Consider the following 25,506-nt stretch of genomic DNA (forward strand, 5'->3'; position numbering starts at 1 on the left):
GGTAAACATTCAGGGCCACTCCGGGTGGTGGCCGTGAGTGGCTGTCTGTGATTGACGGGCTGGGTCGATCTTGACGGTGTGTCGATGCGCGGCCGGGTGCGATCGATGTGTTGTGATCGGTGGGTGCCGGGCTTGGAGGAGTTGTCGCGCGAGGAGTTGATCGGACTCACGCGACGGCTGATCGTTCAGGTGGAACAGTTGACCCAGGCGAACCGGGAGTTGACTGATCGGGTCGCGCGGTTGGAACGCCTGGTGTCGCGTAACAGTGGGAACTCGGGGATGCCGCCGTCGAAGGATGATGATCCGGGACGGACGCCGCCGGCGGAGGTGTCCACGCCGGTGCCGGCAGCCGGTGCTGGTAAGCGGTCGCGGGGTAAGCAGCGGGGTGCGCCGGGTGCGCAGCTGTCCTGGTCACCGTTTCCGGACGGCATTGTGGATCATTTTCCGGGCGGGCCGTGTGGATGCGGATCGGATCTGGCATCGGCGGCTGATCTGGGGGTTTACGCCTCGCATCAGCAGGTCGATGTGCCGGCGATGACGGCGACGGTCACCCAGCATGATCGGCACGCGGTGCGCTGCGGGTGCGGGGCGATGCACGTGGCGGCCCGCCCCGAGGGGGTGCCGGACGCAGGCGTCTCGTACGGGCCGAATCTTCAGGCGTGGTGCGTCTATCTGATGGTGGTGCACGCGATTCCGGTGGCCCGGTGCGCTGACCTGGTCGCCGCGTTGACCGGCTCGCGTCCGTCGGACGGGTTCGTCCACGCGTTGATCGGCCGGGCCGCGGCGGGGGTGGCCGAGTCGAACCGGATCATCCGCACGCTGATCGCCCTCGCGCATGTGGTCTCCTGCGACGAGACCCCGATCCGGGTCGGTGCCCGCAAGGTCAAGAAGTACCTTCTGGTCGCCTGCACCCGCCTCTACACCTGGTACCTGCTCGGTGACCGCAGCCTCGACACGTTCAAGGTGTTCGTCCTGCCGGACCTGACCGGGGTGGTCGTGCACGACCGTTACCAGAACTACGACGCGAAGATCTTCGCCCACCTGGTCCACCAACTCTGCGTAGCCCACCTGATCCGCGACTGTCAGGACGCCGCCGAGACCTACCCCGACGCGCACTGGCCGATCCAGATCCGCCAGGCGCTACAGGGACTCGTCCACGCCGCGAACCTCGCCCGCGCACAGAACCTGCCCGCGATCGGCGAACACATCGCCGGCCCGCTGATCGACGCCTACCGGCACGGCGTGCGGATCGGGCTCAAGGAGGTCGCCCGGGTGGACGGCCGTAAACAGCCGAAACACCGGGCACTGCTGGAAGACCTCCACGACCGAGAAGCCGACATCCTGCGATTCACCACCGACCTGCGCATCCCACCCACGTCGAACCAGGCCGAACGCGACCTACGGCCCGCGAAGACCCAGCAGAAGATCTCCGGACGGCTCACCAGCGAGAAGGTCACCGAACACCGCTACGCCATCCGCGGTTACGTCTCCACAGTGACCAAACACGGCGCGGATGTCATGACCGCCATCCGCGACGCCATCCTCGGCCGACCCTGGACACCACCCGCCTGGGCACCCGGCTAACCCACCACGAGCAACGACCGCCACCACCCATCACACACTGCCACCAACGGCTACGTCATGGAGTGGCCCTGAATGCTTACGACCAGGGCGGATGGCTGCCGCGTGGGTCCTGCCCACGGGTTTGGGCGTATCGATCTTGTCGAGACTGGCCGAGAGCGGCACAGGCCCCCGGGATGGGTGCCCCTGTCCTTACTCAGGGGCGTAGGCCCTGCAGGAGCGCGCCGTGCAGGACGGCGGAGGGGTCCGCGCCGAGGTCGAGTCGGTCGGGTGTGACGTCGGCGCGGATGAGGAGGTCGCCGACGGCGGCGATCATGGCCCCGTTGTCGGTGCAGAGTCGTGGTGACGGTACGCGTAGCCGTACTCCGGCGTCGGCGCAGCGGTGTTCGGCGAGGGCGCGTACCCGGCTGTTGGCGGCGACCCCGCCGACGAGCAGGAGCGTGTCGACCTGGTGGTCGCGGCAGGCCGCCAGGGCTTTGCGGGTGACGGTGTCCGCGACGGCTTCCTGGAACGACGCCGCGACGTCGGCCACGGGCACCGCCCCGTCGTCGTGTTTCTCGACCCAGCGGGCCACGGCGGTTTTGAGGCCGGAGAAGGAGAACCGGTAGGGCGGGTCGTGGGGGCCGGTCATCGGTCGAGGAAAGGCGATCGCGGTGGGGTTGCCGTCGCGGGCGGTGTGGTCGATGGCGGGTCCGCCGGGGTAGGGCAGGCCGAGCAGGCGGGCGACCTTGTCGAAGGCTTCTCCGGCGGCGTCGTCGACGGTGTCGCCGAGGTGGACGACGGGATCCCGGGCGAGGTCGCCGAGAAGTAGGAGTGAGGTGTGCCCACCGGAGACGATCAACGCGACACAGCGGTCAGGGAGTGGACCGTGTTCGAGGGTGTCGACGGCGGCGTGGCCGGCGAGGTGGTGCACGCCGTAGAGGGGCACGCCGAGGCTGAGGGCGTACGCCTTGCCGGCGGCGAGGCCGACCTGGACGGCGGTGGCGAGGCCGGGGCCGGCGGTGGCGGCGACGGCGTCGATGTCGCCGAAACCGATGCCGGCGCGGTCGAGGGCGTGGCGGACCATGGGGGTGACGGCGTGCAGGTGGGCGCGGGCGGCGATCTCGGGTACGACGCCGCCGAAGCGGGCGTGTTCGTCCATGCTGGTGGCGAGGGCGTCGCCGAGGAGGACGCCGTCGGCGACGATGCCGACGCCGGTCTCGTCGCAGGAGGTTTCGATGCCCAGGACGACCGGCATCGGTCAGTCGTCCTGTCCGGTGCCCGCACCGACGCCGGGGTGTTCGGCGCTGGCGGCCAGGATACGTTTGCGGAGTTTGGTGGGGAGCCGGTCGACGTAGGCGAGGCCGTCGAGGTGGTCGACCTCGTGTTGGAAGCAGCGGGCGAGGGTGCCGGTGCCGTCCAGCTGGATCTCCTGGCCGTTGACATCGAAGCCGGTGACGGTGGCGGTGGCGCAGCGGGCCAGTTCGGCGTGCTGGCCGGGGACGGAGAGGCAGCCCTCCGCGTCGGTCACCAGCTCGCGTTGCTCCGGCAGGTGCAGGACCGGATTGACGACGGTGGCGACGGTGTGGGCGCCGGTGGCGTCGGGGCAGTCGACGACGAAGATCCGCGCGTCGACGCCGATCTGGTTGGCGGCCAGACCGACGCCGTGGGCGGCGTACATGCTGGCGTACATGTCGGCGACGAGGCGGGCGAGGGCGTCGTCGAAGTCGGTCACCTCGGCGCAGCGGCGGTGCAGTACGGGCATGCCGTAGCGGGTGATGGGGCGCGGAGTGCCGGTCGAGGTCTGCACAGTCACCTATCCTATGCAATTGCCAACAATGTGCAGTAAGGGTTGTGCCGGCCGTACGCCGACGGGTTGGGCCCTTATCGGGTCGCTGCCCGGCACACCGCGCACCGTCCGTAGACGACGACACCACTGGGCTGGCCGGCCGGATCCGGGTCGATCCCGACGGCGCGTGCGGCGGCGATGCTCGCGTCGACCGCCTCGTCCGGCAACTGCCGCATGTCGCCGCAGGCGCCGCAGACGGCGTGGTGGTGCGCGTCGTCGGCCAGCCCGAACGTGGTCGTCCTACCGACCGGCACGGTGTGGGCGATGCCCAACTCGACCAGTTGCCGCAGCACCCTGTGCACCGTCGACAGCTCCACGGTCACCCCACGGGCCAGCAGGGCGTGGTGCAACTCGGTCACGGTGAGGTGCCCGCGACCACCTACGGCGTGCGCGAGTTGGCCGAGCACAGCGCGCCGGGCGGCGGTGTTACGCAGGCCGGCGTGGCGTAGTCGCTGCACCGCGGCGGTCACTCGGTCGGTCTCCGATGCGGTCAACCGCCCCTCCTCGCCGCGCGATCGCCGGTTCTATTGCAAGATAGTGGCAAGAGCATCATCTTGGCAGCAACCTCAAGGAGTTCTGATGGCGGTCTACAACCTGCCGGATCTGCCCTACGACTACGGCGCGCTGGAGCCGGCCATGTCGGGGCAGATCCTGGAGCTGCACCACGACAAGCACCACGCCACGTACGTCAAGGGCGCCAACGACGGCCTGGAGCAGCTCGCCGAGGCCCGCGCCAAGGGCGACTTCTCGACCCTGGTCGGCCTGGAGAAGACGTTCGCGTTCAATCTCTCCGGTCACGTGCTGCACTCGATCTTCTGGGGCAACCTCTCCCCGGACGGCGGGGATCGTCCCGACGGAGAGTTGGCCGCCGCGATCGAGGAGCACTTCGGTTCGTTCGATGCGTTCGCCGGGCAGCTCTCCGCGGCCACCAAAGGCGTGCAGGGCTCCGGGTGGGGTGTGCTGGCCTGGGAGCCGCTGGGGCAGCGGCTGATCGTGGAGCAGGTGTACGACCACCACGGCAATGTCGGCCAGGGCTCTACGCCGCTGCTGGTCTTCGACGCCTGGGAGCATGCCTACTACCTGCAGTACAAGAACGTGCGGCCGGATTACGTGGACCGGCTGTGGAACCTGGTCAACTGGTCGGACGTGATTGCCCGCTTCGATGCTGCCCGCGCCGCCACGCCAAAGATCTGATCTGCGTGACCGGTCTCACCCCGGCCGCCGCGGAGCTGGTGCAACGCGCCGCCGGGGTCATCGTGGCCAAGCATCGCGGTGACCTCGGCGGCGCCGAGGAACTCCTCGCCGCGTTCAGTTCCGAGCAGGCCAAGACCCTCGGTTTCTACCTCCTGGCGGACCTGAGCCTCGGACTGCTCCGCGCGCAGAGCGGCCAGTCCCTGGACGACCTCGTCCGTGAGCTGTCCCTGCTCGTCGCCGCCACCGCCACACCGCCCGACGACTGACCGCGGTGTGCCTCCGGTCGGTGTCGCCGGCACCAGGCGTGCCGGCGACACCGACCGGATACGACCACCCTGCCGACTGCCGCGCCCCGCCGTGCGCGCCGGCGTATCCAGGCGGGGTGGTCGGCCGTGGGGTATCAGAAATAAGCGCACTCTGCTGCCGCTAGCATGTAGTTGCAAAACTATGGCAACAAGGGGGCGTTGGTGCGTACGGCGGAGATCAAGCGGCGCTTCCTGGCGCACTTCGAGGCCAACGGACACACGGTAGTGCCCTCGGCGCCGTTGCCCGCGATCTCGGACCCGAACCTGCTGTTCATCAACGCCGGCATGGTGCAGTTCGTCCCGTACTTCCTCGGCCAGCGGGCCGCACCCTACCGGACGGCCGTGTCGGTGCAGAAGTGCATCCGGACGCCGGACATCGACGAGGTCGGCAAGACCTCACGGCACGGCACGTTCTTCCAGATGAACGGCAACTTCTCCTTCGGCGACTACTTCAAGGCCGACGCGATCCGCCTCGCGTGGGACCTGTCGACCACGCCGGTGGAACGGGGCGGTTTCGGGTTGGACCCGGAACGGATCTGGGCGACGGTCTATCTGGACGACGACGAGGCCCACGACCTGTGGCGCACCACCGGAATGCCGGTCGAGCGGATCGTCCGACGGGGCAAGGCGGACAACTACTGGTCGATGGGCATCCCCGGCCCGGCCGGCCCCTGCTCGGAGCTGTACTACGACCGCGGCCCCTCCTACGGCGCAGAGGGCGGTCCCGAGGTCGACGAGGACCGGTACCTGGAGTTCTGGAACCTCGTGTTCATGCAGTACGAGATCGCCGACGTGGCGTCGAAGACCGACTTCCGCATCGTCGGTGAACTGCCGAACAAGAACATCGACACCGGGATGGGCCTGGAACGGATCGCCTCGATCCTGCAAGGCGTGGACAACCTCTACGAGATCGACGAGGTACGTCCCATCCTGGCCCGGGCCGCCGACCTGACCGGCAAGCAGTACGGCGTGCACTCCGGGCCCGCCGCCGCGCAGTCCCACCCCGACGACGTTCGCCTGCGGGTCATCGCCGACCACGTCCGCACCTCGCTCATGCTCATCGGGGACGGGGTCACCCCGTCCAACGAAGGCCGCGGCTACGTGCTGCGGCGGATCATGCGCCGCGCCATCCGCGCCATGCGACTGCTCGGCTGGCAGGACAAGGCACTGCCCGAACTGCTGCCCGTCGCCCGCGACTGCATGTCCCCGTCGTACCCCGAACTCGCCGCCGACTTCGACCGCATCTCCTCGGCCGCCTACGCTGAGGAGGACACCTTCCTCGGCACGCTGCGCGCCGGCACCACCATTCTCGACACCGCGATCGCCGAGACCAAGAAAGCTGGAAGATCCTCGCTTCCCGGCGACAAGGCGTTCCAACTGCACGACACGTACGGCTTCCCGATCGACCTCACCTTGGAGATCGCCAACGAGCAGGGCCTGACCGTGGACGCCGACGGATTCCGGGCGCTGATGACCGAGCAGCGCGCCCGCGCCAAGGCCGACGCGAAGGCCCGCAAGACCGGCCACGCCGACCTGTCGGCCTACCGGGCGGTCCTGGACGCGCATGGACCGACGGACTGGCTGGCCTACGAGACCCTCGACACCGAATCCCGGGTCCTCGCGATCTGGTCCGGCGGCACCACCGTCGACACCGCCCAGGCGGGCGGCATCGTCACCGTTGCCCTGGACCGCACCCCGTTCTACGCCGAGAGCGGCGGGCAGGACTCCGACGCGGGCCTGCTCACCAGCCCGAATCTGCGCGCCGAGATCATCGACGTGCAACGGCCGGTCAAGAATTTGATCGCGCACACCGTCCGGATCCTCGACGGCAGTCTCGCCGTGGGCGACGCGGTACACGCCGCGGTGGATCCGGAGTGGCGCACCGGGGCGCGGCAGGCCCACTCGGGCACGCACGTCGTGCACGCCGCGCTGCGCCAGGTCCTCGGCCCGAACGCCTTGCAGTCCGGCTCGTACAACCGGCCCGGCTACCTGCGCCTGGACTTCGCCTGGCGCGGCGGCCTGTCCGAGGCCACCCGCAGCGAGATCGAGGACGTCGCGAACCTCGCGATCCGCCGCGACCTGCCCGTCGACGTCCGCTACCTGCCACTGGACCAGGCCCGCGCCGAAGGCGCCCTGGCTCTGTTCGGCGAAACCTACGACGAGACCGTCCGGGTCGTCGAGATCGGCGGCGAATGGTCCCGCGAGTTGTGCGGCGGCACCCACGTCGCGCACTCCGCGCAGATCGGCTCCCTCGCCCTCACCGGCGAATCCTCGGTCGGCGCAGGACAACGCCGCATCGAAGCGGTCACCGGCATTGAGGCATTTCGCTACCTGGCCCGCGAACGCGACCTCGTCGGCCAGCTCGCCGCCCAACTCAAAGCCCGGCCCGAGGAACTCCCCGACCGGGTCGCCACCCTGCTCTCGCGCATGAAGCAGATCGAACGCGAAGCCAACGACCTCCGTGACCGGATCATGGACCTCGACGCCGACGGGTACGCCGCTCACGCCGTCGACCTCGACGGCGTCGCCTACGTCGGCGTCACCACCACTGGTGACGGCCGACGCCTCGCCGAGAAGGTCCGCGACCGCCTCGGCCGCCGCCCCGGCGTCGTCGGCATCGTCGCCGGAGCGGGCATCGTCGTCGCAGTCACCCCTGCCGGCCTGGAAAGAGGACTCTCCGCCGCCGACCTGATCAAGCTCCTGCTCGCCGGTCGTGGCGGCGGTAGCGCCGCACTCGCCCAGGGTAAAGCCACCGGCGACCCCGCCGACCTGCTGACGCGACTCCGCGACCTCACCGCCACCGCATGACCTCCCACCCGGCCGATTTGCTGGCCGGCATGCAGCACGCCGTCGGGATCATCGCGGCCCGCCACCGCGGTGACCTCGACGGCGCCCACGCCCTCGCCGAGGCGTTCACCGACGACGCGCAACGCGCCCACGCGTTCCTCCTGCTCACCGAACTCGCCCTCACCATCGTCGCCGACAGCACCGACACCGACCTCCAGATCGTGGTGCGCGACATCTCTCTCCGCATCGCCGCACTGGCCGCCGCCGACTGACCCGCCAGCGGAGTACGACGCCCGCGTTCGACGTAACTCGGTGACGCCGGAAGGTGTCGAGTTCTGGAGGTCAGCGCAGTGCGAGCAGGCGTATTCCGGTGCGGATCAGGACTACTGCGCCGCCGGTGGCCATGACCATGCCGATGCCGGGCATCAGTTGGCCCCAGGCGCCGGTGCTGGCGCTGAGGTTGATGAGGCGGGTGGCTTGCCAGCCGACGATGAGGGCCACGGTCACCCCTGGGATCAGGCTGTGTGCGATGGCCGCCCTGCGGTAGGGCAGTAGGGCGCCGGCGATGGCGAGGAAGGCCACGCTGAGCGTCCACAGACCGGGCCCGGCCGCGCCGTTGATCGAGCCGAATGGCGTGATGACCCAGGGCAGCACCGAGCCGACCAGTACGAGCAGGCCACCGACTGTCATGCCGAGGCTGCCGGCGTGGAGGATGCGACGGCGGACCGGTGTGGCGGGGGATGCGGTGTCTGCCATCTCCGGATGGTAGGTGCCGGGCAGCGGCTGACCGATCGGTGATCGGTGAGCGGTCGTGCTGCGTCGGTGGACGGTCGGTCGGCGGCACGAACAGCGGCAAACTGGACGGCAATCGCCGTTCCTGGCGACCGTTCGACCGCTCATCGATCGGCGGGGACCGTTTACCGATTCGTAGGCGCACCCCGCAGATCAACTATTGCCCGGTTCGGGCAGGTCACGTTCGCTGTCTCAAACCTAAGGGTGTGATCGACCGCACATCCCGTCGGGCGGGATTGCCGCCGGGAGTGCGGATCGGGCCGCGGCGCCGCCACCACACGACCTTCCGGTCGACGTGTCGCAGCCCCTCGCCGGAGCCGGTTCCGTACCGACTAGGAGGCACCACACATGACCGAGGTAACCCCCGACAAGAAAGACGGTGGCGGTGAATCGCCCCCGTCGTCACCACCCCCGGCGTCGCCGCCGGACAACGGCTGGCGCAAGGAGTACTGGAGCCGGAACCTGCGGCTCATGATCATCTTGTTGGCCATCTGGTTCATCGTCTCGTTCGGCTTCGGCGTTCTGCTGGTCGAACCCTTGAACGAGATCGTCATCGCCGGCTTCCCGCTCGGCTTCTGGTTCGCCCAACAAGGGTCGATCTACGTCTTCGTGATCCTGATCCTGGTGTACGCGAAGATGATGGACCGTCTCGACAGCCAGTTCGGTGTCGACGAGCAGGAGACCGAGGGGGCGGCGTCGTGAGCCAGATCCAGCTCTGGACCCTCCTCTTCATCGGCGCCTCGTTCGCCGTCTACCTCTCCATTGCCTGGCGCAGCCGGGTGAAGGAGACCGCCGGCTTCTACGTGGCCGGTCAGGGCATCCCCACCATCGCCAACGGTGCCGCAGTCGCCGCCGACTGGATGTCCGCGGCCTCGTTCATCTCGATGGCCGGCCTGATCGCCTTCCTCGGCTCGGACGGCTCCATCTACCTGATGGGCTGGACCGGCGGTTACGTGCTGCTGGCCCTGCTGATCGCGCCCTACCTCCGAAAGTGGGGCAAGTTCACGGTCCCCGAGTTCGTCGGTGACCGGTACTCGGAACTGGTCCGCACCGTCGCCGCCGTCGCCGCCGTCATCATCTCCTTCACCTACGTGGTCGGGCAGATGCGTGGTGGCGGCATCGTGTTCAGCCGCTTCCTCGGCCTCGACGTCACCGGCGGCGTCGTCGTCGCCGCGGTGATCATCGGCCTGTACGCGGTGCTCGGCGGCATGAAGGGCATCACCTGGACCCAGGTGGCCCAGTACTCGGTGCTGATCGTCGCCTACCTGATCCCTGCGGTGGCGGTGGCCCAGCAGATGACCGGCATCCCGATCCCGCAGGTGTCCTTCGGGCAGATCCTCGACGAGCTCAACGCGATCAGCCTCGAACTGGGGATGGCCCAGTTCACCGACGCGTTCGCGGCCCGACCGCAGATCGACGTGTTTCTGGTGACCATGTCGTTGATGATCGGCACCGCCGGTCTGCCGCACGTGATCGTTCGCTTCTACACCACGAAGAGCGTGCGCGGTGCCCGCTACTCGGCGTTCTGGGCGCTGCTGTTCATCGCCCTGCTCTACACCACGGCTCCGGCGGTGGGCGCGTTCACCAAGCTGAACCTGTTGCAGGGCGTCAACGGCGCATCAACCGACGCGTTGCCCGCCTGGGTCGACAACTGGGCCGCGACCGGCCTGGTCACCGTCGGGGACGGCGTGACGACGATCGGATCGGTCAGCAACAACCCTGCCTCCGGCGCGGATCTGATCGTCAACAACGACATTCTGGTGTTGGCCAGTCCGGAGATCGCCGGTCTGCCGGCGCCGATCGTGGGCCTGGTCGCCGCCGGTGGCCTGGCCGCCGCGATGTCCACCGCCGCCGGACTGCTGCTGGTCATCTCCTCGTCCTTCTCGCACGACCTGTACTTCCGCCGGGTCAAGCGGGACTCGACCGACAAGCAGCGGCTGCTGGCCGGGCGGATCGCAATGGGTCTGGCGGTGCTGATCTCGATCTACGCCGGCATCAACCCGCCCGCGTTCGTGGCCCAGGTGGTGGCGTTCGCCTTCGGTTTGGCGGCGGCGAGCTTCTTCCCGGTGATCGTGCTCGGCATCTTCTGGAAGAGATGCAACTCGGCGGGCGCGGCGGCCGGCATGATCACCGGCATGGTGTTCACCGCCACCTACATGATCTACACATTGCCGGTGTTCGGCACCGAAGCCAACCCGCACATCCTCGACATCAGCCCGGAGGGTATCGGCGCCATCGGCGCCATCGTCAACTTCATCGTGACGATCGTGGTATCGAAGATGACCGCCCCGCCACGGGACGAGATCGCCGAGATGGTGGAGAACATCCGCTACCCGTCCGAGCGTCGCGCCGTGGCTGCCGCCAGCACCACCGAAAACTCCTGACCCGAACCGTCCGCATCCGAACCACACCGGTCGCCGGCCCCGCACCATGACGGTGGGGCCGGCGACCGTTGTCGCTCCGGCCCGGCCACCCGGTCCACGACTCGGGTCAGCGATTGAGTTGGAGCCGTGCCCAGGCGGTGATGGTCAGTGCCGCGGAGATCGCCGGTACGACGGTGACGAGGGCGAGTTGTGCAGGGCTGACGGCGTCGGGTTGCAGCGCCCACAGGGCGGGTGCGGCGATGGGGAACCACGCTCCGGCGCCGGCGATGGCCGTGACCTGTGCAGCGACGATCAGGCCGATGGTGGTGGCGATGCCGGGCAGAAGTCCTCGTCCGAGTGTTGCCGCCCAGGCGGCCGGGGCGGCGATGAGGGCCGACGAGACGGTGAGCACGAGTTGTCGGCCGAGAGCCGCGCTGACGTCGCTGTTCCACGCGCCCAGGCCGAGAAGCGTCCCGGTCAGCGCTGTGGCAGCGGTCAGTGCGATGGCCGACAGTGCCGCCCAGAGCAGGTGCGACAGCAGCTTGGCCGCGACGAGGACCGGTCGGGAGACGGGCTGCGCGAACAGTCCGGTGATGGTGGCGTCGCTGAATTCGCGGCCGACGAGCCAGCTCAGAGCGACACCGAAGGCGAGTAGGCCGCCGGCGGCGGTGATCTGGGCGGCGACGCCGGTCAGCAGTGCCCACCCGGTGGCGTCGGCCAGTGGACCGAGCTGCACGATGACCTGGTCGTTTCCGCTGCGGGCGGCGTGAGTGAGCGCGGTGGTCAGGATGGTGATGCCGACGACGAGCAGGACGGTGGTGGTGCGGATGACCCGGGAGGCCGTCAGTTTGTGGAGTTCGACGTCGAGCGCGGCGGTCAGGGCGGGAGTCATCGTGGACGGTCCTGTTCGTGCTGGTAGACGAGGGCGAAGAAGGTGCGTTCGAGGTCGGCGGTGTCGGGGTCGAGGGTGCCGATCAGCCGGCCGCGGTTGACGACTGAGATGCGGTGGGCGATGCGGGCCACCTCGTCGAGGTGGTGGCTGGAGACCAGGATGCCGGCGCCGGCATCGGCCCGTCGGGACAGGACGGTGCGCAGCAGGATCACCCCGGCCGGGTCGAGGGCGTTGGTGGGCTCGTCGAGCACGATCAGGTCCGGGTGGTGCTGTGTCGCCGCAGCGAGGCCGAGGCGTTGCCGGTTGCCTTGCGACAGCCGTCGGGCGCTGACTGTGGCGTACCGGGTCAGGTCGAGTTCGGTCATGGCGTGTTCGGCCAGGCTGGCGGCTCGTGCGGCGGGTATGCGGCGGAGGCGTGCGGCGAGCCGCAGGTTGGTCCGGACGTCGAGTTCGGGGTAGGCGAAGGGTTGTTCGACGAGATGGCCGACTCGGGCCCAGTCGTCGGCACCGAGGTGGGCCAGGCGGCGGCCGTCGATCTGGCAGGCGCCACCGGTGGGGTGCAGCATGCCGAGGATCAGCCGCATGAGGGTCGTCTTGCCGGCGCCGTTGAGACCGACGAGGGCGTGGATCTCACCGGGGCGCACGGTGAGGTCGATGCCGAACACCCCCGCGCCGTCACCGAAGTCGCGGGCCAGGTCGGTGGTGGTGAGCCGTTCAGTCATGGCGAGCGCCTTCAAGGGTGTCCAGGGCGACGCTGATGGCGTCGGTGAGGCTGGTGGGCGGCGCGGCCGTCGCCCATTCCAGGAGAGCGCAGGTCAGTGCCGCGAGAGCGACGGCGGCGGCGACCCGGGCGGGTAGCGTCGGGACGCCTTCGGCGATGAGTCGGTCGGCTATGGCCGTCTCAGTGGCCCCGGTGGTGCGGGTCATGCCGGCGCGCAGGGCCGGGGTGCGGGCCACGATGCGGATGCGGCGTCGCGTGGTCTCGTCCTCCAGGTCGTCCATGTCGGCCAGCGCGGCGTGCAGACCGCGCGTGACCCGGTGCAGCGGTGGCAGTGTGTCCGGTTGGCCGGCCACTGCCTCGGCGATCAGGGGGTCGTACGAGTCGTCGAGGACGACCATCTCCTTGCTGGCGAAGTAGCGGAAGAACGTCATCTCCGAGACCTGGGCGCGGGTGGCGATCTGGGCGACTGTGGTGCCCTCGAATCCCTGTTGTTCGAAGAGGTCGAGGGCGTGGCCGACCAGACGATGGCGGGTGTCGGCCCGTTTGCCGTGCAGCGGTGGATGCCTCACCAGTCAAATGTTAGTCACTAACATTCGTCGAATCCAGGCCGCGGTGGACGCCGGAACCGCGACTGTCAGGTGGAGTGATCACGGCGGCGCGGGGAAACCTGGGCGGGCGTGTCCGTCGGCGATCGGCCCCGACGGGCATCACGCCCGACGGAGGCTGCTCGCCGCCCGGCCCGGGGTTCGGGAGCCGGCGAGCGTAGGTTCAGCGCAACCTGCCGAACGCTTCGGCTCTGGCCGTCTCGCCGGTCACGATGATGGTGTCGTCGCTGGCGAGAACCGTGTCCGCCGTCGCGTAGCCCCAGGTGCCGGTCCGGGGCTTGACCGCGACCACGGTGATGCCGTGTGTGGCCCGGATGTCGGTGGTCCCCAGCGGCCGGCCGACGACCTGGGCGGGCGGACGCGTCTTGACCATGGCGAACCCGTCCTCGATCTCGATGAAGTCGAGGATGTCGCTGCGGACCAGATGCGCCTCGCGGCGTCCCATGTCGTGCTCCGGATACACCACATGGTGGGTGCCGAGCTGTTTGAGGATCTCTCCGTGTGCGTCGCTGGTGGCTTTGGCCCACACCGTCGCGACGCCGAAGCGCAGCAGCAGCGAGGTCGTCAGGATGCTCGACTGCAGGTCGCTGCCGATACCGACCACCGCCCGGTCGAACTGGTGTACCGACAACTGCCGTAACGTCGTCTCCTTCGTCGAGTCGGCGCGTACCACGTGAGTGAGTCGGCCGTTGAGCGACTGGACGGTCTCCTCGTCGGCGTCGATGCCCAGGACATCGGTGCCGGTGGCCATCAGCTCCAGCGCCAACGCGCTACCGAAGCGTCCCAGGCCGATCACGACGACCGCGTCGGCGCCGAGGGAACGACCGGGCCGCCGGAAGGAGAAGGGGTTCGACCTAGCCAATGATCGGCCGCTCCTTGGGTAGTTCGTACAGACGGGTACGGCGCCGGAACACCAACGCCGTGGCCAGGGTGATCGGCCCCAGGCGGCCGACGAACATCAGCACCACCAGGAAGACCTGCGCCGCTGCCGGCAGATCGGCGGTGATGCCGGTGGACAGGCCGACCGTGGCGAAGGCCGAGACGACCTCGAACAGGGTCCGGTCCAGACCGAAGTCGGTGGCGGCCATCAACGCGATGGTCGAGGACACCACGACGGCCACCGCCAGCAGCGCGATGCTGATCGCCTGGCGGTGGGTGGAACGCGGTAGCCGCTTGCCGAGGATGTTGACGGCTCGTTCACCTCGAATCTCGGTGATGATGACGAACAGCAGCACAGCGAAGGTGGTGACCTTGATCCCTCCGGCGGTCCCGGCCGGCCCGCCGCCGATGAACATCAGGACGCTGGTGCCCAGCCAGGTGACCGGTTCCATCGCCGAGGTGTCGACGCTGTTGAATCCCGCCGAGCGCGCCATCGTCGAGTGGGTGAAGCCGGCGAGGAGTTTGGCGGGCACGCCCAGTGGCCCGAACGTGTCCCGGTTCGACCACTCGCTCACGGTCACGAAGATGCTACCCAGCAGAAGCAGTGTGCCGGACATCAACAGGACGATCCGGGTGTTCATCGTCCAGTGCAGGGGGCGGCCCCACTCCCTGCGCAGTTGCAGCAGCACCGGATAGCCCATCCCGCCGAGGATGACCGCCGCGCACAGCGGCAGACACACCCACGGGTCGGCGACGTAGCGCACCAGGCTGTCGCTGTGCAGGGCGAAACCGCCGTTGTTGAAGGCGGAGACCGCGTGGAACACCGCCAGCCACGCGGCCCGGCCCGGTGCGGACTCGTAGCCGGCGAGCAACCGCACGAACACCACCAGCGCGACCACCGCCTCGATGGCCAGCGTGGTCTTCACGATACCGGTGACCAGCGCGCCGACGCTGCCGATGTCGACGGTCTTGACCTCCTGCGCCATCGACAGCCGCGACCGCAGCCCGATCCGACGCATCACGCTCAGGCCCAGTAACGAGGCGAACGTCATGACACCGATCCCGCCGATCTGGATCAACACGAGGATCACCACGTGGCCCAGCGGCGTCCAGTAGGTCGGCGTGTCCACCACCACCAGGCCGGTGATACAGACCGCCGACACGGCGGTGAACAGCGCCTCGACGAAAGTGGCCCGCCCCGGCCCAGGGTGCGCGGCGGGCAACATCAACGCACCGGTACCCACCACCACCGACACCGCGTAGGCGATGACGATGACCTGTGGGGGATGAAGGAATCGCCTCATACGTCGACTCCGTCCGCGCATCGTCGCGTCCCACCATGCTGATCGGCGACACGGCAATCTGTGGTTCTGGAAACGCGACCGGCGTTCGGCGCACCGGGCCCCTCGGCCTCCTCGGAAAGGTCGCTACGCGGTGTGCCGATATCTGGTTTACTGATCAGGCGGTGTCCCACACTCGCGACACTACGCACGGTGGCGGCCTCTCTTAGCCCAGCAACGCCCACATCTGAGCGCCGGCCGACCAGACTTCCCGGCACACCGGCGGCCATGTTACGCACACTCGGCACTGGGCGCCGACGGGGAGCCGGTGCGCGAGCCACTTCCCACATCCACCACCGCCGCACAGGTGAAGCTTGTGCCCTCCTGGGGGAGATGGGCGGCGCTGTAGCCCCATGGCAGCCGCCGTCGAATTGCCGACGAACGCCGATCATGCTGGTGACAACCGGCTCATCCCAGGCTCACGCAGCTCTGGACGCCGGCTCAGGCGCCACTGGCCAAATCCCGTCGTCGAAAGGTGACCACGGCCGCCTGGAGCAGCGCTGCGGACAGCAGGGCCAGCACCGCCACCGCGACCACGCTGATGTCCTCCAGCGGATACTCACCGACGTGCGCGAACGGTGACAGACGAAGCACGGAGTCATGGATGTCGAGGATCGGTGCGAAGTAGGTGGTGATCAACCCGTAGCCGAGCGACACCCAGATCACCGGCAGAGCCCGAGGTGCGCTCGCGTACAGCAGGGCGGCGATGGTCAGCACGAGCCAGACCGCCGGGGTGTGCGCGACGTGACCGAGCAGCAGGGTCGCAATCAACCCGGCCTCGCCGGTGCTCACCGCAGCGCCGATCCCCATGCCGAGCCCGGCGACCAGCAGCAGCCAGAACACACCGACCGCGGCGACGGCCACGTGGCCGCCGAGCCAGCCGGCCCGGCTCACCGCCGTGGCCAGGACCGGCTCGGCCCGCCCGTCGGTCTCCTCGGCGCGCAGCGTGTGCACCGCCAGCACCGCGTAGACCCCGACGGCCAGTGCCATGGTCATGCCCATCATGCCGAGGTAACCGTCGAGCATGTTCGCCGAGCCGCCCATGATCTCCACCAGATCCGGCGGGGCATCGGCGAAGCCGTCGACCAACGGCTGGGTGAACGAGCCGTAGGCGATTCCGGCCACGAGCAGGGCCAGGCTCCAACCGATCAGGCTGGCGCGTTGCAGGCGGAACGCGAGCGCCAGCGGTCCGGCCAGCCACGCGGCGGCCCGGGGCGAGCCCGGTCGAGGCGGCACCAGGCCGGCACCGAAGTCCCGGCGTGTCGACAGGACGTAGCCCAGCGCGGCGGTCGCCGCCGCGACCAGCAGTGATATGACCAGTGGCCACCAGCGGTCGTAGACGTACGGCGCTGTCTGTTGGGACCAACCGATCGGCGACAGCCAGGACAGCCAGGTCGCTCCGCTACCCTGCACCATCGCCATGTCGCCCAGCCCGCGCAGGACGAACGCGGCGCCGAGCGTGGCACCGGCGGCGCCGGAGGCCGCCCTCGGGTACTCCGACAGTTGGACCGTGAGCGCGGCGATGCCGCCGAAGACCAGCGCCGCCGCCCCGATGGACGAGCCGAACAGCAGTGAACCGCTCAGGGGGTAGCCGCGGGCGGCCATCATCGAACCGATCAGCACAGCGACCAGCACCGCCATCGCGGCGGTGAGGATCAGCGCGGCGGTGAGCGGAGCGTGCCGGCCGACCACGTTTGCCCGGATCAGTTCGGCGCGGCCCGAGCGCTCCTCGGCGCGGGTGTGTCGCACGACGGTCAGCATCCCCATGAGGCCGGCGCCGATGATCACATACAGCCCGTACTGCCCGGCGAGGAACCGCTCGACGGTCAGGTGATCGAACCCGAAGCCGGGTCCGCCGAACAGGGCTCCGGCGGGACTGGAAGTGAAGGCGGTCAGACCCGCCAGGTCCTGCGGGGTCTGGGCGATGGCCTCCAGCGCGGTGGTGAAGTACGTCATCAGCAGTGGCAGACCCAGCGACCAGGCCGGTAGCCGGATGCGGTCCCTACGCAGCATGAACCACAGGAGGGTGCCGGTTCCGGTGGTGACACCGGTACCAGAGGACACGTGGGGTGCCGGGCGGCGCAGCGTCGTCGTGGTCATCACGCCACCTCCGTGGCCGAGGTGCGTGCGGGCTGGTCACCGTAGTGGCGCAGCAACAGCTGCTCCAACGTCGGCGGGCGGACGGTCAGTCCTTGCACCTCCAGGTCGCCGAGCCGGCGCACCACGGCAGCGAGGTGTTCGCCGTCGACATCGAAGCGGAGGTGGCCGTCCTCGGCCCGCAACCCGTGCACGCCGGCCATCCCGGCGACCGCATCGGCGGGCTGATCGGTGACCACGTCGACCGACGTACGGGTCAGGTGACGCAGCTCGGTCAGCGAGCCGGTCTCGACGATCCGCCCCTGCCGGATGATCGATATCTGGTCGGCGAGCACTTCGACCTGGGCGAGGATGTGACTGGACAACAGCACCGTACGGCCGGCCTTCTTGGCCTCGCGGATGCACTCCTGGAACACCGCCTCCATCAGCGGGTCCAGCCCTGCGGTGGGTTCGTCGAGCAGCAGCAGTTCCACGTCGCTGGCCAGCGCGGAGATCAGTGCCACCTTCTGCCGGTTGCCCTTGGAATAGGTACGGCCCTTCTTGCTCGGGTCCAGGTCGAAGCGCTGGCACAACTCGTCGCGGCGGACCGGATCGGCACCACCGCGCAGCCGGGCGAACAGATCGATCGCCTCACCGCCGGTGAGGTTGGGCCACAGTTCCACGTCGCCGGGGACATAGGCGAGCCGGCGGTGCAGGGAAACCGCGTCCGCCCACGGGTCGCCTCCGAGCAGCCGGGCCTGGCCCTCGTCGGCGCGCAGCAGGCCCAGCAGGATCCGGATGGTGGTGGACTTACCGGCGCCGTTGGGGCCGAGAAAGCCGTGCACGGTACCGGTGGCGACGTGCAGGTCCAGCCCGTCCAGCGCCTGGACGCCTCCGAAGGACTTGGTGACGTGTCGGATGTCGATGGCAGCAGTCATCGCAGGAGACCTCGTTCGAGGAAGGCCCGGCGCACCGAGCCGGAACGGATGCCGTCGATCGCGGGGGACCGGCGGTGGGAGGAAGGGCTACGCCCAGACGAGAAGAGGGGACTACGGTGCAGCGCTGTCCGCAGCGGGGGCGGCCGGCGGATCCGGGACGTACATCAGGTACTCGTCGAGCATCGACCGGTCGACGAGCAGCCCTTCGGTGAACAGCTCCAGGGCCGGCGACGCGAGATCGTCGATGTAGCGGCGGAACAGGGCCGCAAACTGGTCCGGAGCAGCGTCCGACCCGTGCAGGGTGAACCAGAGCACCATGCTGCCGGTTGCCTGGAAGGCAAGGTACCGCGCGCGGGCGGCCCGGTCCCGGCTGGGCTTGATCACACCGGCGGCCTCACCTGCGGAGAGGTACTCCTCCGCGTCGATGATCATGTGCTCGATGAGGGTGGCCGCCAACCTGCCACCGGCCTGCATGCTGCGCAGCAGGTATCGCACGATCGGCGCGTACTGCTCGACACCCGCCAACTGCGCCAGCAGGGTCGTGCCCGTGCCGTCGGTCAGAGTCTTGGCCTTCTGCTCACGCATCACGGCGAGCACCTGTTCGTCGCAGGCGCGACGCAGCCCGTCCTTCGAACCGAAGTGATGAACGATCAGACCGGCGGCGACACCGGCGTCGGTGGCGATGGCACGCAGGCCGGCACCGAATCCCTCCCGAGCGAAGCGGGAGATGGCGGCGTCACGGATTCGGCTCGCGGAAGCGAACTCGCCACCGCGCCCTGCCGACATCGCATCGTTCGACGCCACGACACCAGATTAAACAGCTGTTCAATGATTCCGCAATGCCCATCCCGGTCAGGGCCGGACCAGGGAGTGGACAGCTCTGGTCCAGCCCGGGAAGGTGGCGGGTGTACTCCTGGAACAGCTGTAGCGGTACGCGCCGCGCCCCCGCCCCGGGCCGGCCCGCCGCTACGGGCCGTCGGCTGATCCGTCTCGGCGGCGGTGTCGTCGTCCTCCACCGTGTCCCCGGAGGAGACCGCATCGGTGGCGGTCTCGGCCGTCTCGGAGGTGGTCGGGCTCGACCACGTCGCGTCGGCGGCGACGAGGAACGCCGGCGCCGTGTAGGCCGACAGCAGCGCCGCCGGATTCAGCTGGTCCCGCCGGAGCAGTCCGCACCGCGGACAGTCGTCGACGTGCCGGGGCGACCCGTTTCCGCAGGGTCGGGGTCAACCGGCCCTGCCAACCCGCCACCAGGTCGGCCAGGGCCGGGCAGTCCCGGGCACCGCTGCGCGCGACGAGCAGGGCGCCGAGCGCCCGTTCCAACTGCGAGCGGGCCCGGGACAGCCGGGCGTGGGCGTGGTTGGCGGGCAGGCCGAGGGCCGCGCCGATGTCGGCGGACGACAGGTCGTGGCGGACCGCCAGGTGGACCACCTCGCGGTCACCGGGGCTGAGAGACCGTCGGGTAACCAGGTGACTACGTGGCGATAAGTCGTTCAGCGTTGATACGTCGGGCGGCTTCGCGTTCGGTAGTGTTGCTCCACCGGACCGCCTGCCCGGCCAGACGTATCGTCATGAGTCGAATCATCGCTACCTTGATCATGGCCTCAGAGTTGACGGTCAACCGCTCGTAGTCCCGGGCCAGACGCCGATTACGTACCAGCCAGCCGAACGTGTTGGGTCGGGCCCGGGCGCGGTGCCTGGATTGCTCCAGGTCCGTTTCCCGGACCCGCCCGCCGAACCCGGCGTGCGACTCTCACCGCACCGGGCTCTCCACGAGGTCATGCCGTTGGGGGTGGGCTTGTCGGTGTGGGCTGCCAGGGGTTCGGGATCTTGGTGCCGCGATAGCGGTATCGGGTCACGGGGACCTTCGCCATCTTGAACAACTCGACCCCGTCGAAGGCGATGGGCTGCCACCCTTGCGGGGTGCGCAGCCATCGCTGGATGGCTCTCCAGGTCATGCGGTTGCGGCGCATCACCCAGTTGATCACTCGCCACCAGATGAAGTTCTGCAGGTGGGAGAAGGTGTGCTTGGCGACCGCGTGCTTGAAGTAGTTGGCCCATCCACGCTGGATGTAGTTGATCTTGACCAGCGTCTCCCGGTAGCTCAGGTGCGACAACCGGCGGGTCAGTGACTTGATCTTCCGTTTCAGCGCCTGGACCGGCTTGTCGGCGATGAACGTGTATACATGCCACTTGTCCGTTCCTCGTTTCCGCTTCCAGACGATGCGGAAGCCGAGGAAGTCGACCCCGTCGGCAAGGTGGGTGATCCTGGTCTTGGACTCAGATAGGCGCAGGCCCATCGTCGCCAGAACGGTACTCACCTGGTCGCGCAGGTCCTCGACGTGTTCCTGGTTGCCATGGACCAGGACGAGGAAGTCGTCGGCGTAGCGGACCAACTGCCACGTCGCCAGTCCTTTGGCGCGTCGTTGCCTGCGCTGCTGGCCGGTGCCCGCTGCCGCCCATTGCTCGACGAAGAACTCGTCGAGAACCGACAACGCGATGTTGGCCAGCAGTGGTGAGAGGATCCCTCCTTGGGGTGTGCCGGACGTGGTCTCGTTCCGCTCGCCGAGCTCAGTCATGATCCCGGCCTTGAGGAACGCCTTCACCAGCGCGAGCACTCGCTTGTCCTTCACCCGCGCTCGCACCCGACCCATCAAGGCCGGGTGGTCGATACGGTCGAAGCACGCCTCGATGTCCGCGTCCAGCACCCACCGGTAACCGGCGGTGGCCAGATGATGGATCTCGGCGATCGCGTCGTGCGCGCGCCGGTTCGGCCGGAACCCATACGAACAAGGCTGGAAATCCGCCTCGAAGATGGGCTCCAGGACCAGCTTCAGCGCTGCCTGGACCACACGGTCCGTGATGGTCGGTATCCCCAGCCGGCGTAGTTTCCCGCCGGTCTTGGGAATCATCTTCTCCCGTACTGGTAGTGGCCGGAACGTGCCGGTCTTCAGCAGGGAACGGACATGGTCCAGGAACACTTCGGGCCCGGCCATGCTCACGTGGACAGCGGTGACGCCGTCCACTCCGGCAGTGCGGGCTCCGGCATTCCCGGCGACCCGTTGCAACGCCACGACCAGCGTGGCGGGGTCGCTGACGAAGTTGTAGACATCGTCAAACCGGCGACCGTGGTCGGCCGCCGCCCAACGGTGCAGTTTGATCTGCATTCCCCGTACCCGCGTCCATGCCTCTTCCGGGGTCGGCCACGTGACGGCGGTATCCACCACCGTGTCTTCGGGCATTGCAGTACCTCCCTTGCGATCTCGCTGCCGCCCTTCCCCATGTGACCGGCTCTCCCGGCCTCGGAGTACTACGGCGGCTCCGCCCTCTCCCGACCCGATCGGCCGACGGTGAACCCAACCCGAGGCGTCGTCTCTGGCTGAGACGGCCCCGGGCAAAGCCGGGAAAGTTCCCGTGTTCACTGACTGATCGCTCGACGAAGGAGGCACCCGGCTATACCCCCGCGGCATCGCCACGGCTACCCCGCAGCACTTCACCGTGGCCTCCCGGACCGCCGAACGTCAGCAGCCGCAGGAGTTCCCCGTCCCGAGAGAAGAGGACCAGGACGCACCGCACCCAGCCCACATCCGCCAGGTTCGAGCTGGTAGGGATCGTTAGGAGGCTTCAGACACCGGTTCCTCGCGTATACCTCTCCGTCTCGCTTGCCGGACCCGCGCCATCTGGCAGTACTGGTTACGTCCCGGCGTTGTCGGGGCCGCTTGCCACCCTCCCCGGCACCTCCCGGATCAGGCTGCCCCCAGCTTCACCACCCTGCTGCGACAGGACGGCGGCGAAGGTCTCTCACCTCCACTCGATCAATCAGCGCCTCACGGCGCACCCTCTCCACCACCCACCTACGCGGCAGGACCTTGAAGCCCTTGACATCGTCGGTGCGCTTGACGATCTCCAGCAGGATTCCGAGCTTGTCCTTTGCCCAGCTCAACAGGCTGGAGTCGATGCTGTTGGCGTAGCCGCCGTCGGCCCACACCAGCGCGACGGTGGCGAATGCCTCGGCCAGTCGTTGCAGGATCCGCCGGCCTCCAGGACGGTCGTTGACGGAGGCGGAGGTGACCATCACCACCAGGATCAACCCCATCGTGTCGACAACCAGATGCCGCTTACGGCCTGTCGTCTTCTTGCCCATATCGAACCCACGGCATTCGCCACCCTCGCTGGATTTGATCGACTGGGCGTCCAACACCGCCGCGGTCGGCTCCGGCCCACGACCCGCCGCCACCCGTACCTGCCGGCGAAGCTCGTCGTGGATCGCATCCCACGTCCCGTTTCTACGCCAAGCGGTGAACCAGCGATGCGCCGCATCCGGCGGCGCCAGATCACGCGGCATCATTCGCCACGCACAGCCCGACCGCAGCACGTAGAAGATCGAGTCGAGGATCAGCCGGTCGTCCCACTTACGGGGCCGGCCGCCTCTACGCAGGTCACGCACCGGCATGAGAGGGGCCAGGATCGCCCACATCGCGTCGGTCAAGCTCGACGGATAGCATGAGCGGGCGTCATCCCCGCCAAGGTCTACGTTGCACACACAACCCGATCATGGCGGGGATGACCTATTTGTCGAGCGTCCCGCATCGACGTGTCTCGCCGTCACACAACGCCCCGAGCCGGTTACCCGACGGTCTCTGAGGGACGCCGCGGCGGCGTGGACGAGGGCGCGCACCTGGTCGGCGTTGACACCCGCCCCCGGGTCGGGAAGGTCGGCGACCGGGTCGTCGGTCTCGCCCAGCGGCCTGGAACAGGCCCCCTCACGAAGGTGCCGCAGGCACTCGTTGCGCACGATCGCGTACAGCCAGGGGCGGAGCCGGTCGGCGTAGCGCCGGTACACGCCCTCCAGCCCGGCCGGGTTACCTCGGCGTACCGCCTCGACCAGGCTCCTGTCGTCCTGAGCCGCCGTATCCATCACTGCTCCCACCACCCGTCGACGGCTCCATTAGAGCGAAGCGGAATAGTTTCTGAGTTTTTCTGTTGGCATCCCGACCCTCGGCTGCTCCCACCGGTGTCACCGCATCACCGGCATCGAGGAGACACCGATGACACCGACACGTTCCGTCCACCGGCGGGCACCCGTCCGCCGCCTGCTGGCCGCCGCCGTGGTGGCGGCATTCGCTGGTGGGCTCGTCACGTCCACACCGCTGGACGCCGTCGCCGCGCCCACCCCCGGCGACCCGGGTACGGCCTCCGGCACCGCCCCGGCGCAGCCCCTGGCCTTCCGGGTCGACCCGGGACTGTCCGCGCCCCGGGTGCCGATCGACCCGGTGGGTCGGCTCGGAACCGACCGGGAGGTCGGGGTGGTGGCGGGGCCGAGCGGGTCCCCCGCCGACTGGACGGTGCTGCGCCGGCTGGAGAAGGCAGCCGAGGCGACCCACCCGGAGGTGGTCAACCTCAGCTTCACCCGCGACGTCGACCTCGGCAAGTCCCATGCGCGTACCTGGACCGACCGGCGGATGAAGCACGTGCGGGACACCGGCGCGTTGATCGTCGCCGCCGCCGGGAACAACGGTGTGGACATCGACGGCGACACCCTCTACGTGCCCTGCGAGAGCACCCACGTGATGTGTGTGGGGGCATGCGGGACAACGCGGCGGTGGCCGGCGGGTCGAACTACGGCACCAGCGACCACACCCGCTCGGGGGAGATCTACGGTCCGATGTGCGTCAGGGGCCTCGCCGACCCCGGTACGCCGGGGAACAACACGACCCGCTCGAACGCCTGCGGCACCAGTGTCGCCGCGCCGTTCGTGGGCGGGGTCGCCGCCCTGGTGCTGGCCGCCGACCCCACCCTCACCGCCGCCGAGGTCCGGGACATCCTCAACGACACCGCCCACGTCGGTGGGCTGGGCGCCAAGGTGACCGGCAGCCAACGCCGGATCGACGCCCTGGGCGCGGTCGCCGAGGCGCTGGGAGTGCAGGTCGGGAAGCCGACGGTGACCATCAGCACCCCGAAGACCGGTCAGCAGTTCGGGGTGGGGCAGACGGTGGACCCCACCGCGCCTTCGCAGTCGTGGCGGCACCGGCCGGGAAGACTGCTCCGGCGGCCACGATCACCGCACCGGCGCAGGCCCTGACGCTGACCACTGACGACGGCACTCCCCGGTCGGTCGCCTTCGCCGGTACCGGCGCCGACGCCGAGGACGGGGCGATCAGCGGGATGCGCCTGCGGTGGACCGCGTACGGCGACGGGGGTGTCAAGAAGTGCTCTGCCAGGGCAGCGGCGTCCCCACCGGCGGCCCGATCGACGACGTGGTACAGCCGAAGAACTGTTCCGCTTTCACCGCCCCGCTGGGCCTGTTGGACAGCGGGACCACCGTCACCACCTGGGTGGTGTGGCTGGAGGTGTTCGACTCCTCCGGTCTGGTCGGGGTGGACTCCGTGCCGGTCCGGATCCAGTCGGTCACTCCCTGACCTCGGCTGCGACACCACCTGCTTCCGGTGGCATGTCCCGTGTCGCTGCGGCGGCACGGGACACGCCCGGTACGGCGAGACGAGAACCATCACCGCCACGTCGACCGCGGTCGCCCAGAGGCCGGTCCGGTGCAACAGCCCGGTCGCCGGTCTCCACCGCCAGGGTCAGCGCGGCGTCGGGCGACGGTTGTGGACGGGTCAGGCTCTGCGCGCCAGTTCCGCCTGGTAGGCCGCCTCCAAGTGGGCGGCGACTGAGATGGTGCCGGCTGGCCGGGGCTGACCCAGATGCGTCTCCCGTAGTTCGTCCATGAACTGGTGCCACAGGTTCGGGCCGCCCTCGTCGAGTATCCGGGCTCGGATGCTCAGCTCGGGGCTTACCGGTAGGTGCTGTCGTCCCCATGCTCCGAGCGTCGCGAGTACCGGGACGAGTCGGATGGATCGCTCGGTGAGGTGGTAGATGCGTCGTTGTTTGTGTCGGGGGTCCGGGGCTTGCGACAGAAGATCGTTGGCGAGGAGGCGGCGCAACCGGTCGGTGAGGATGTTCGATGCGATCCCTTCCTCGGATCGGGTGAGCAGTTCGCGGAAGTGGCGACGATCGCCGAACATGATGTCGCGGATCACCAGCAGCGACCAGGTGTCCCCGATCACTTCCAGGGCCAGGTTGATCGGGCAGTCCGAGCGGTGCTCACCCACGAACCCTCCTGATGCTCCGGGAACTGCTTGCAGGCTACTCCTGGTTCCCCTAGGGTGTTCAAACCGATTGCATGTCGCAATCGGTTTATGGTCGAG

The 25,506-nt window shown here is 68.8% G+C and carries 25 protein-coding genes and 4 pseudogenes; 10 read left to right on the forward strand and 19 right to left on the reverse strand.

The window, feature by feature from the left end; genetic code table 11:
• Window positions 1–123 precede the first annotated feature (123 nt).
• A complete protein-coding gene (tnpC, locus tag ID554_RS25690; RefSeq protein ID WP_117231431.1) occupies window positions 124–1,584 on the forward strand; it encodes an IS66 family transposase in 1,461 nt (486 codons plus the stop codon).
• Window positions 1,585–1,777: 193 nt separating this feature from the next.
• On the opposite strand, the gene tsaD is transcribed toward tnpC, so the two are convergent.
• The 3 genes from tsaD to ID554_RS25705 all read right to left on the reverse strand — a co-directional run bounded on the left by tsaD (window position 1,778) and on the right by ID554_RS25705 (window position 3,903).
• A complete protein-coding gene (tsaD, locus tag ID554_RS25695; RefSeq protein WP_117231020.1) occupies window positions 1,778–2,818 on the reverse strand; it encodes a tRNA (adenosine(37)-N6)-threonylcarbamoyltransferase complex transferase subunit TsaD in 1,041 nt (346 codons plus the stop codon).
• 3 nt (window positions 2,819–2,821) lie between these two features.
• On the reverse strand, window positions 2,822–3,376 hold the full coding sequence (def, locus tag ID554_RS25700; RefSeq protein WP_223884250.1) for a peptide deformylase: 555 nt from the start codon (window positions 3,374–3,376) through the stop codon (window positions 2,822–2,824).
• A 68-nt stretch (window positions 3,377–3,444) separates the two neighbouring features.
• Window positions 3,445–3,903, reverse strand: a complete 459-nt coding sequence (locus tag ID554_RS25705; RefSeq protein ID WP_117231018.1) for a Fur family transcriptional regulator — start codon at window positions 3,901–3,903, stop codon at window positions 3,445–3,447.
• A gap of 85 nt (window positions 3,904–3,988) precedes the next feature.
• Here ID554_RS25705 and ID554_RS25710 point away from each other — a divergent pair, with 85 nt between their 5' ends.
• From ID554_RS25710 to ID554_RS25725, 4 genes are all read left to right on the forward strand, one after another.
• The gene (locus ID554_RS25710; RefSeq protein WP_117231017.1) at window positions 3,989–4,603 is read left to right on the forward strand and encodes a superoxide dismutase; all 615 of its coding nucleotides are present in this window, start codon (window positions 3,989–3,991) and stop codon (window positions 4,601–4,603) included.
• 5 nt (window positions 4,604–4,608) lie between these two features.
• Window positions 4,609–4,869, forward strand: a complete 261-nt coding sequence (locus ID554_RS25715; protein WP_117231016.1) for a superoxide dismutase — start codon at window positions 4,609–4,611, stop codon at window positions 4,867–4,869.
• Between the two features lie 201 nt (window positions 4,870–5,070).
• A complete protein-coding gene (gene alaS / locus ID554_RS25720; RefSeq protein ID WP_117231015.1) occupies window positions 5,071–7,716 on the forward strand; it encodes an alanine--tRNA ligase in 2,646 nt (881 codons plus the stop codon).
• Complete coding sequence (locus tag ID554_RS25725) at window positions 7,713–7,967, forward strand: superoxide dismutase (protein WP_117231014.1); 255 nt, start codon at window positions 7,713–7,715, stop codon at window positions 7,965–7,967. The genes alaS and ID554_RS25725 overlap by 4 nt, the downstream gene beginning before the upstream one ends.
• Window positions 7,968–8,037: 70 nt before the next feature.
• Here ID554_RS25725 and ID554_RS25730 read toward each other — a convergent pair whose 3' ends face one another.
• Window positions 8,038–8,451 carry a hypothetical protein gene (locus ID554_RS25730; protein WP_117231013.1) on the reverse strand — a complete coding sequence of 138 codons (414 nt, stop codon included), beginning with the start codon at window positions 8,449–8,451 and terminating at the stop codon, window positions 8,038–8,040.
• Between the two features lie 384 nt (window positions 8,452–8,835).
• Between ID554_RS25730 and ID554_RS25735 the strand changes: the two genes are divergently transcribed.
• Together ID554_RS25735 and ID554_RS25740 are read left to right on the forward strand one after the other, a co-directional pair.
• Window positions 8,836–9,189: a DUF4212 domain-containing protein gene (locus tag ID554_RS25735; RefSeq protein WP_117231012.1), complete on the forward strand. Its 354-nt coding sequence runs from the start codon at window positions 8,836–8,838 to the stop codon at window positions 9,187–9,189.
• Complete coding sequence (locus tag ID554_RS25740) at window positions 9,186–10,871, forward strand: sodium:solute symporter family protein (protein ID WP_117231011.1); 1,686 nt, start codon at window positions 9,186–9,188, stop codon at window positions 10,869–10,871. Before ID554_RS25735 ends, ID554_RS25740 begins: the two co-directional genes overlap by 4 nt.
• A gap of 106 nt (window positions 10,872–10,977) precedes the next feature.
• On the opposite strand, the gene ID554_RS25745 is transcribed toward ID554_RS25740, so the two are convergent.
• The 14 genes and pseudogenes from ID554_RS25745 to ID554_RS25805 form a co-directional block, all read right to left on the reverse strand.
• Window positions 10,978–11,742, reverse strand: a complete 765-nt coding sequence (locus ID554_RS25745; protein WP_117231010.1) for an ABC transporter permease — start codon at window positions 11,740–11,742, stop codon at window positions 10,978–10,980.
• A complete protein-coding gene (locus ID554_RS25750; RefSeq protein ID WP_117231022.1) occupies window positions 11,739–12,464 on the reverse strand; it encodes an ABC transporter ATP-binding protein in 726 nt (241 codons plus the stop codon). Before ID554_RS25750 ends, ID554_RS25745 begins: the two co-directional genes overlap by 4 nt.
• Window positions 12,457–13,032 carry a TetR family transcriptional regulator gene (locus ID554_RS25755; protein WP_199489308.1) on the reverse strand — a complete coding sequence of 192 codons (576 nt, stop codon included), beginning with the start codon at window positions 13,030–13,032 and terminating at the stop codon, window positions 12,457–12,459. The genes ID554_RS25750 and ID554_RS25755 overlap by 8 nt, the downstream gene beginning before the upstream one ends.
• A 199-nt stretch (window positions 13,033–13,231) precedes the next feature.
• Window positions 13,232–13,930 (reverse strand): potassium channel family protein, encoded by a 699-nt coding sequence (locus ID554_RS25760; protein ID WP_117231009.1) that lies wholly within the window; start codon window positions 13,928–13,930, stop codon window positions 13,232–13,234.
• A complete protein-coding gene (locus ID554_RS25765; RefSeq protein WP_199489307.1) occupies window positions 13,923–15,251 on the reverse strand; it encodes a TrkH family potassium uptake protein in 1,329 nt (442 codons plus the stop codon). Before ID554_RS25765 ends, ID554_RS25760 begins: the two co-directional genes overlap by 8 nt.
• 477 nt (window positions 15,252–15,728) lie before the next feature.
• Window positions 15,729–17,387 (reverse strand): ABC transporter permease, encoded by a 1,659-nt coding sequence (locus ID554_RS25770; RefSeq protein ID WP_117231007.1) that lies wholly within the window; start codon window positions 17,385–17,387, stop codon window positions 15,729–15,731.
• Window positions 17,387–18,301 (reverse strand): ABC transporter ATP-binding protein, encoded by a 915-nt coding sequence (locus ID554_RS25775; protein ID WP_117231006.1) that lies wholly within the window; start codon window positions 18,299–18,301, stop codon window positions 17,387–17,389. Before ID554_RS25775 ends, ID554_RS25770 begins: the two co-directional genes overlap by 1 nt.
• Window positions 18,302–18,412: 111 nt before the next feature.
• Window positions 18,413–18,541 (reverse strand): annotated as a pseudogene (locus ID554_RS33240) (TetR/AcrR family transcriptional regulator); the annotation flags it as partial.
• Window positions 18,542–18,556: 15 nt separating this feature from the next.
• Window positions 18,557–19,087: pseudogene (locus tag ID554_RS33245) on the reverse strand (TetR family transcriptional regulator); the annotation flags it as partial.
• A 180-nt stretch (window positions 19,088–19,267) separates the two neighbouring features.
• Entirely contained in the window at window positions 19,268–19,795 is a 528-nt protein-coding gene (locus ID554_RS25785; RefSeq protein WP_317985234.1) for an RNA polymerase sigma factor, read from the reverse strand.
• A 58-nt stretch (window positions 19,796–19,853) separates the two neighbouring features.
• Window positions 19,854–19,970: pseudogene (locus tag ID554_RS33250) on the reverse strand (IS5/IS1182 family transposase); the annotation flags it as partial.
• Window positions 19,971–20,076: 106 nt separating this feature from the next.
• Window positions 20,077–21,540: a group II intron reverse transcriptase/maturase gene (ltrA, locus tag ID554_RS25795; RefSeq protein WP_199489335.1), complete on the reverse strand. Its 1,464-nt coding sequence runs from the start codon at window positions 21,538–21,540 to the stop codon at window positions 20,077–20,079.
• 521 nt (window positions 21,541–22,061) lie between these two features.
• Entirely contained in the window at window positions 22,062–22,787 is a 726-nt protein-coding gene (locus tag ID554_RS25800; protein WP_191088632.1) for an IS5 family transposase, read from the reverse strand.
• Window positions 22,788–22,850: 63 nt separating this feature from the next.
• Complete coding sequence (locus ID554_RS25805; protein WP_147333452.1) at window positions 22,851–23,216, reverse strand: RNA polymerase sigma factor; 366 nt, start codon at window positions 23,214–23,216, stop codon at window positions 22,851–22,853.
• A gap of 130 nt (window positions 23,217–23,346) precedes the next feature.
• Here ID554_RS25805 and ID554_RS33255 point away from each other — a divergent pair.
• The 3 genes and pseudogenes from ID554_RS33255 to ID554_RS25820 all read left to right on the forward strand — a co-directional run.
• Window positions 23,347–23,865 (forward strand): annotated as a pseudogene (locus ID554_RS33255) (hypothetical protein); the annotation flags it as partial.
• Window positions 23,866–23,882: 17 nt separating this feature from the next.
• The gene (locus ID554_RS25815; protein ID WP_117228192.1) at window positions 23,883–24,380 is read left to right on the forward strand and encodes a S8 family serine peptidase; all 498 of its coding nucleotides are present in this window, start codon (window positions 23,883–23,885) and stop codon (window positions 24,378–24,380) included.
• A 127-nt stretch (window positions 24,381–24,507) separates the two neighbouring features.
• Window positions 24,508–24,717 (forward strand): hypothetical protein, encoded by a 210-nt coding sequence (locus ID554_RS25820; protein WP_117228191.1) that lies wholly within the window; start codon window positions 24,508–24,510, stop codon window positions 24,715–24,717.
• 198 nt (window positions 24,718–24,915) lie between these two features.
• Here the strand turns inward: ID554_RS25820 and ID554_RS25825 are convergent, their stop codons facing one another.
• Complete coding sequence (locus tag ID554_RS25825; RefSeq protein WP_117228190.1) at window positions 24,916–25,410, reverse strand: winged helix-turn-helix transcriptional regulator; 495 nt, start codon at window positions 25,408–25,410, stop codon at window positions 24,916–24,918.
• Window positions 25,411–25,506: the final 96 nt, after the last annotated feature.

It is taken from the genome of Micromonospora craniellae (assembly GCF_014764405.1).
Lineage (GTDB): Bacteria > Actinomycetota > Actinomycetes > Mycobacteriales > Micromonosporaceae > Micromonospora > Micromonospora craniellae.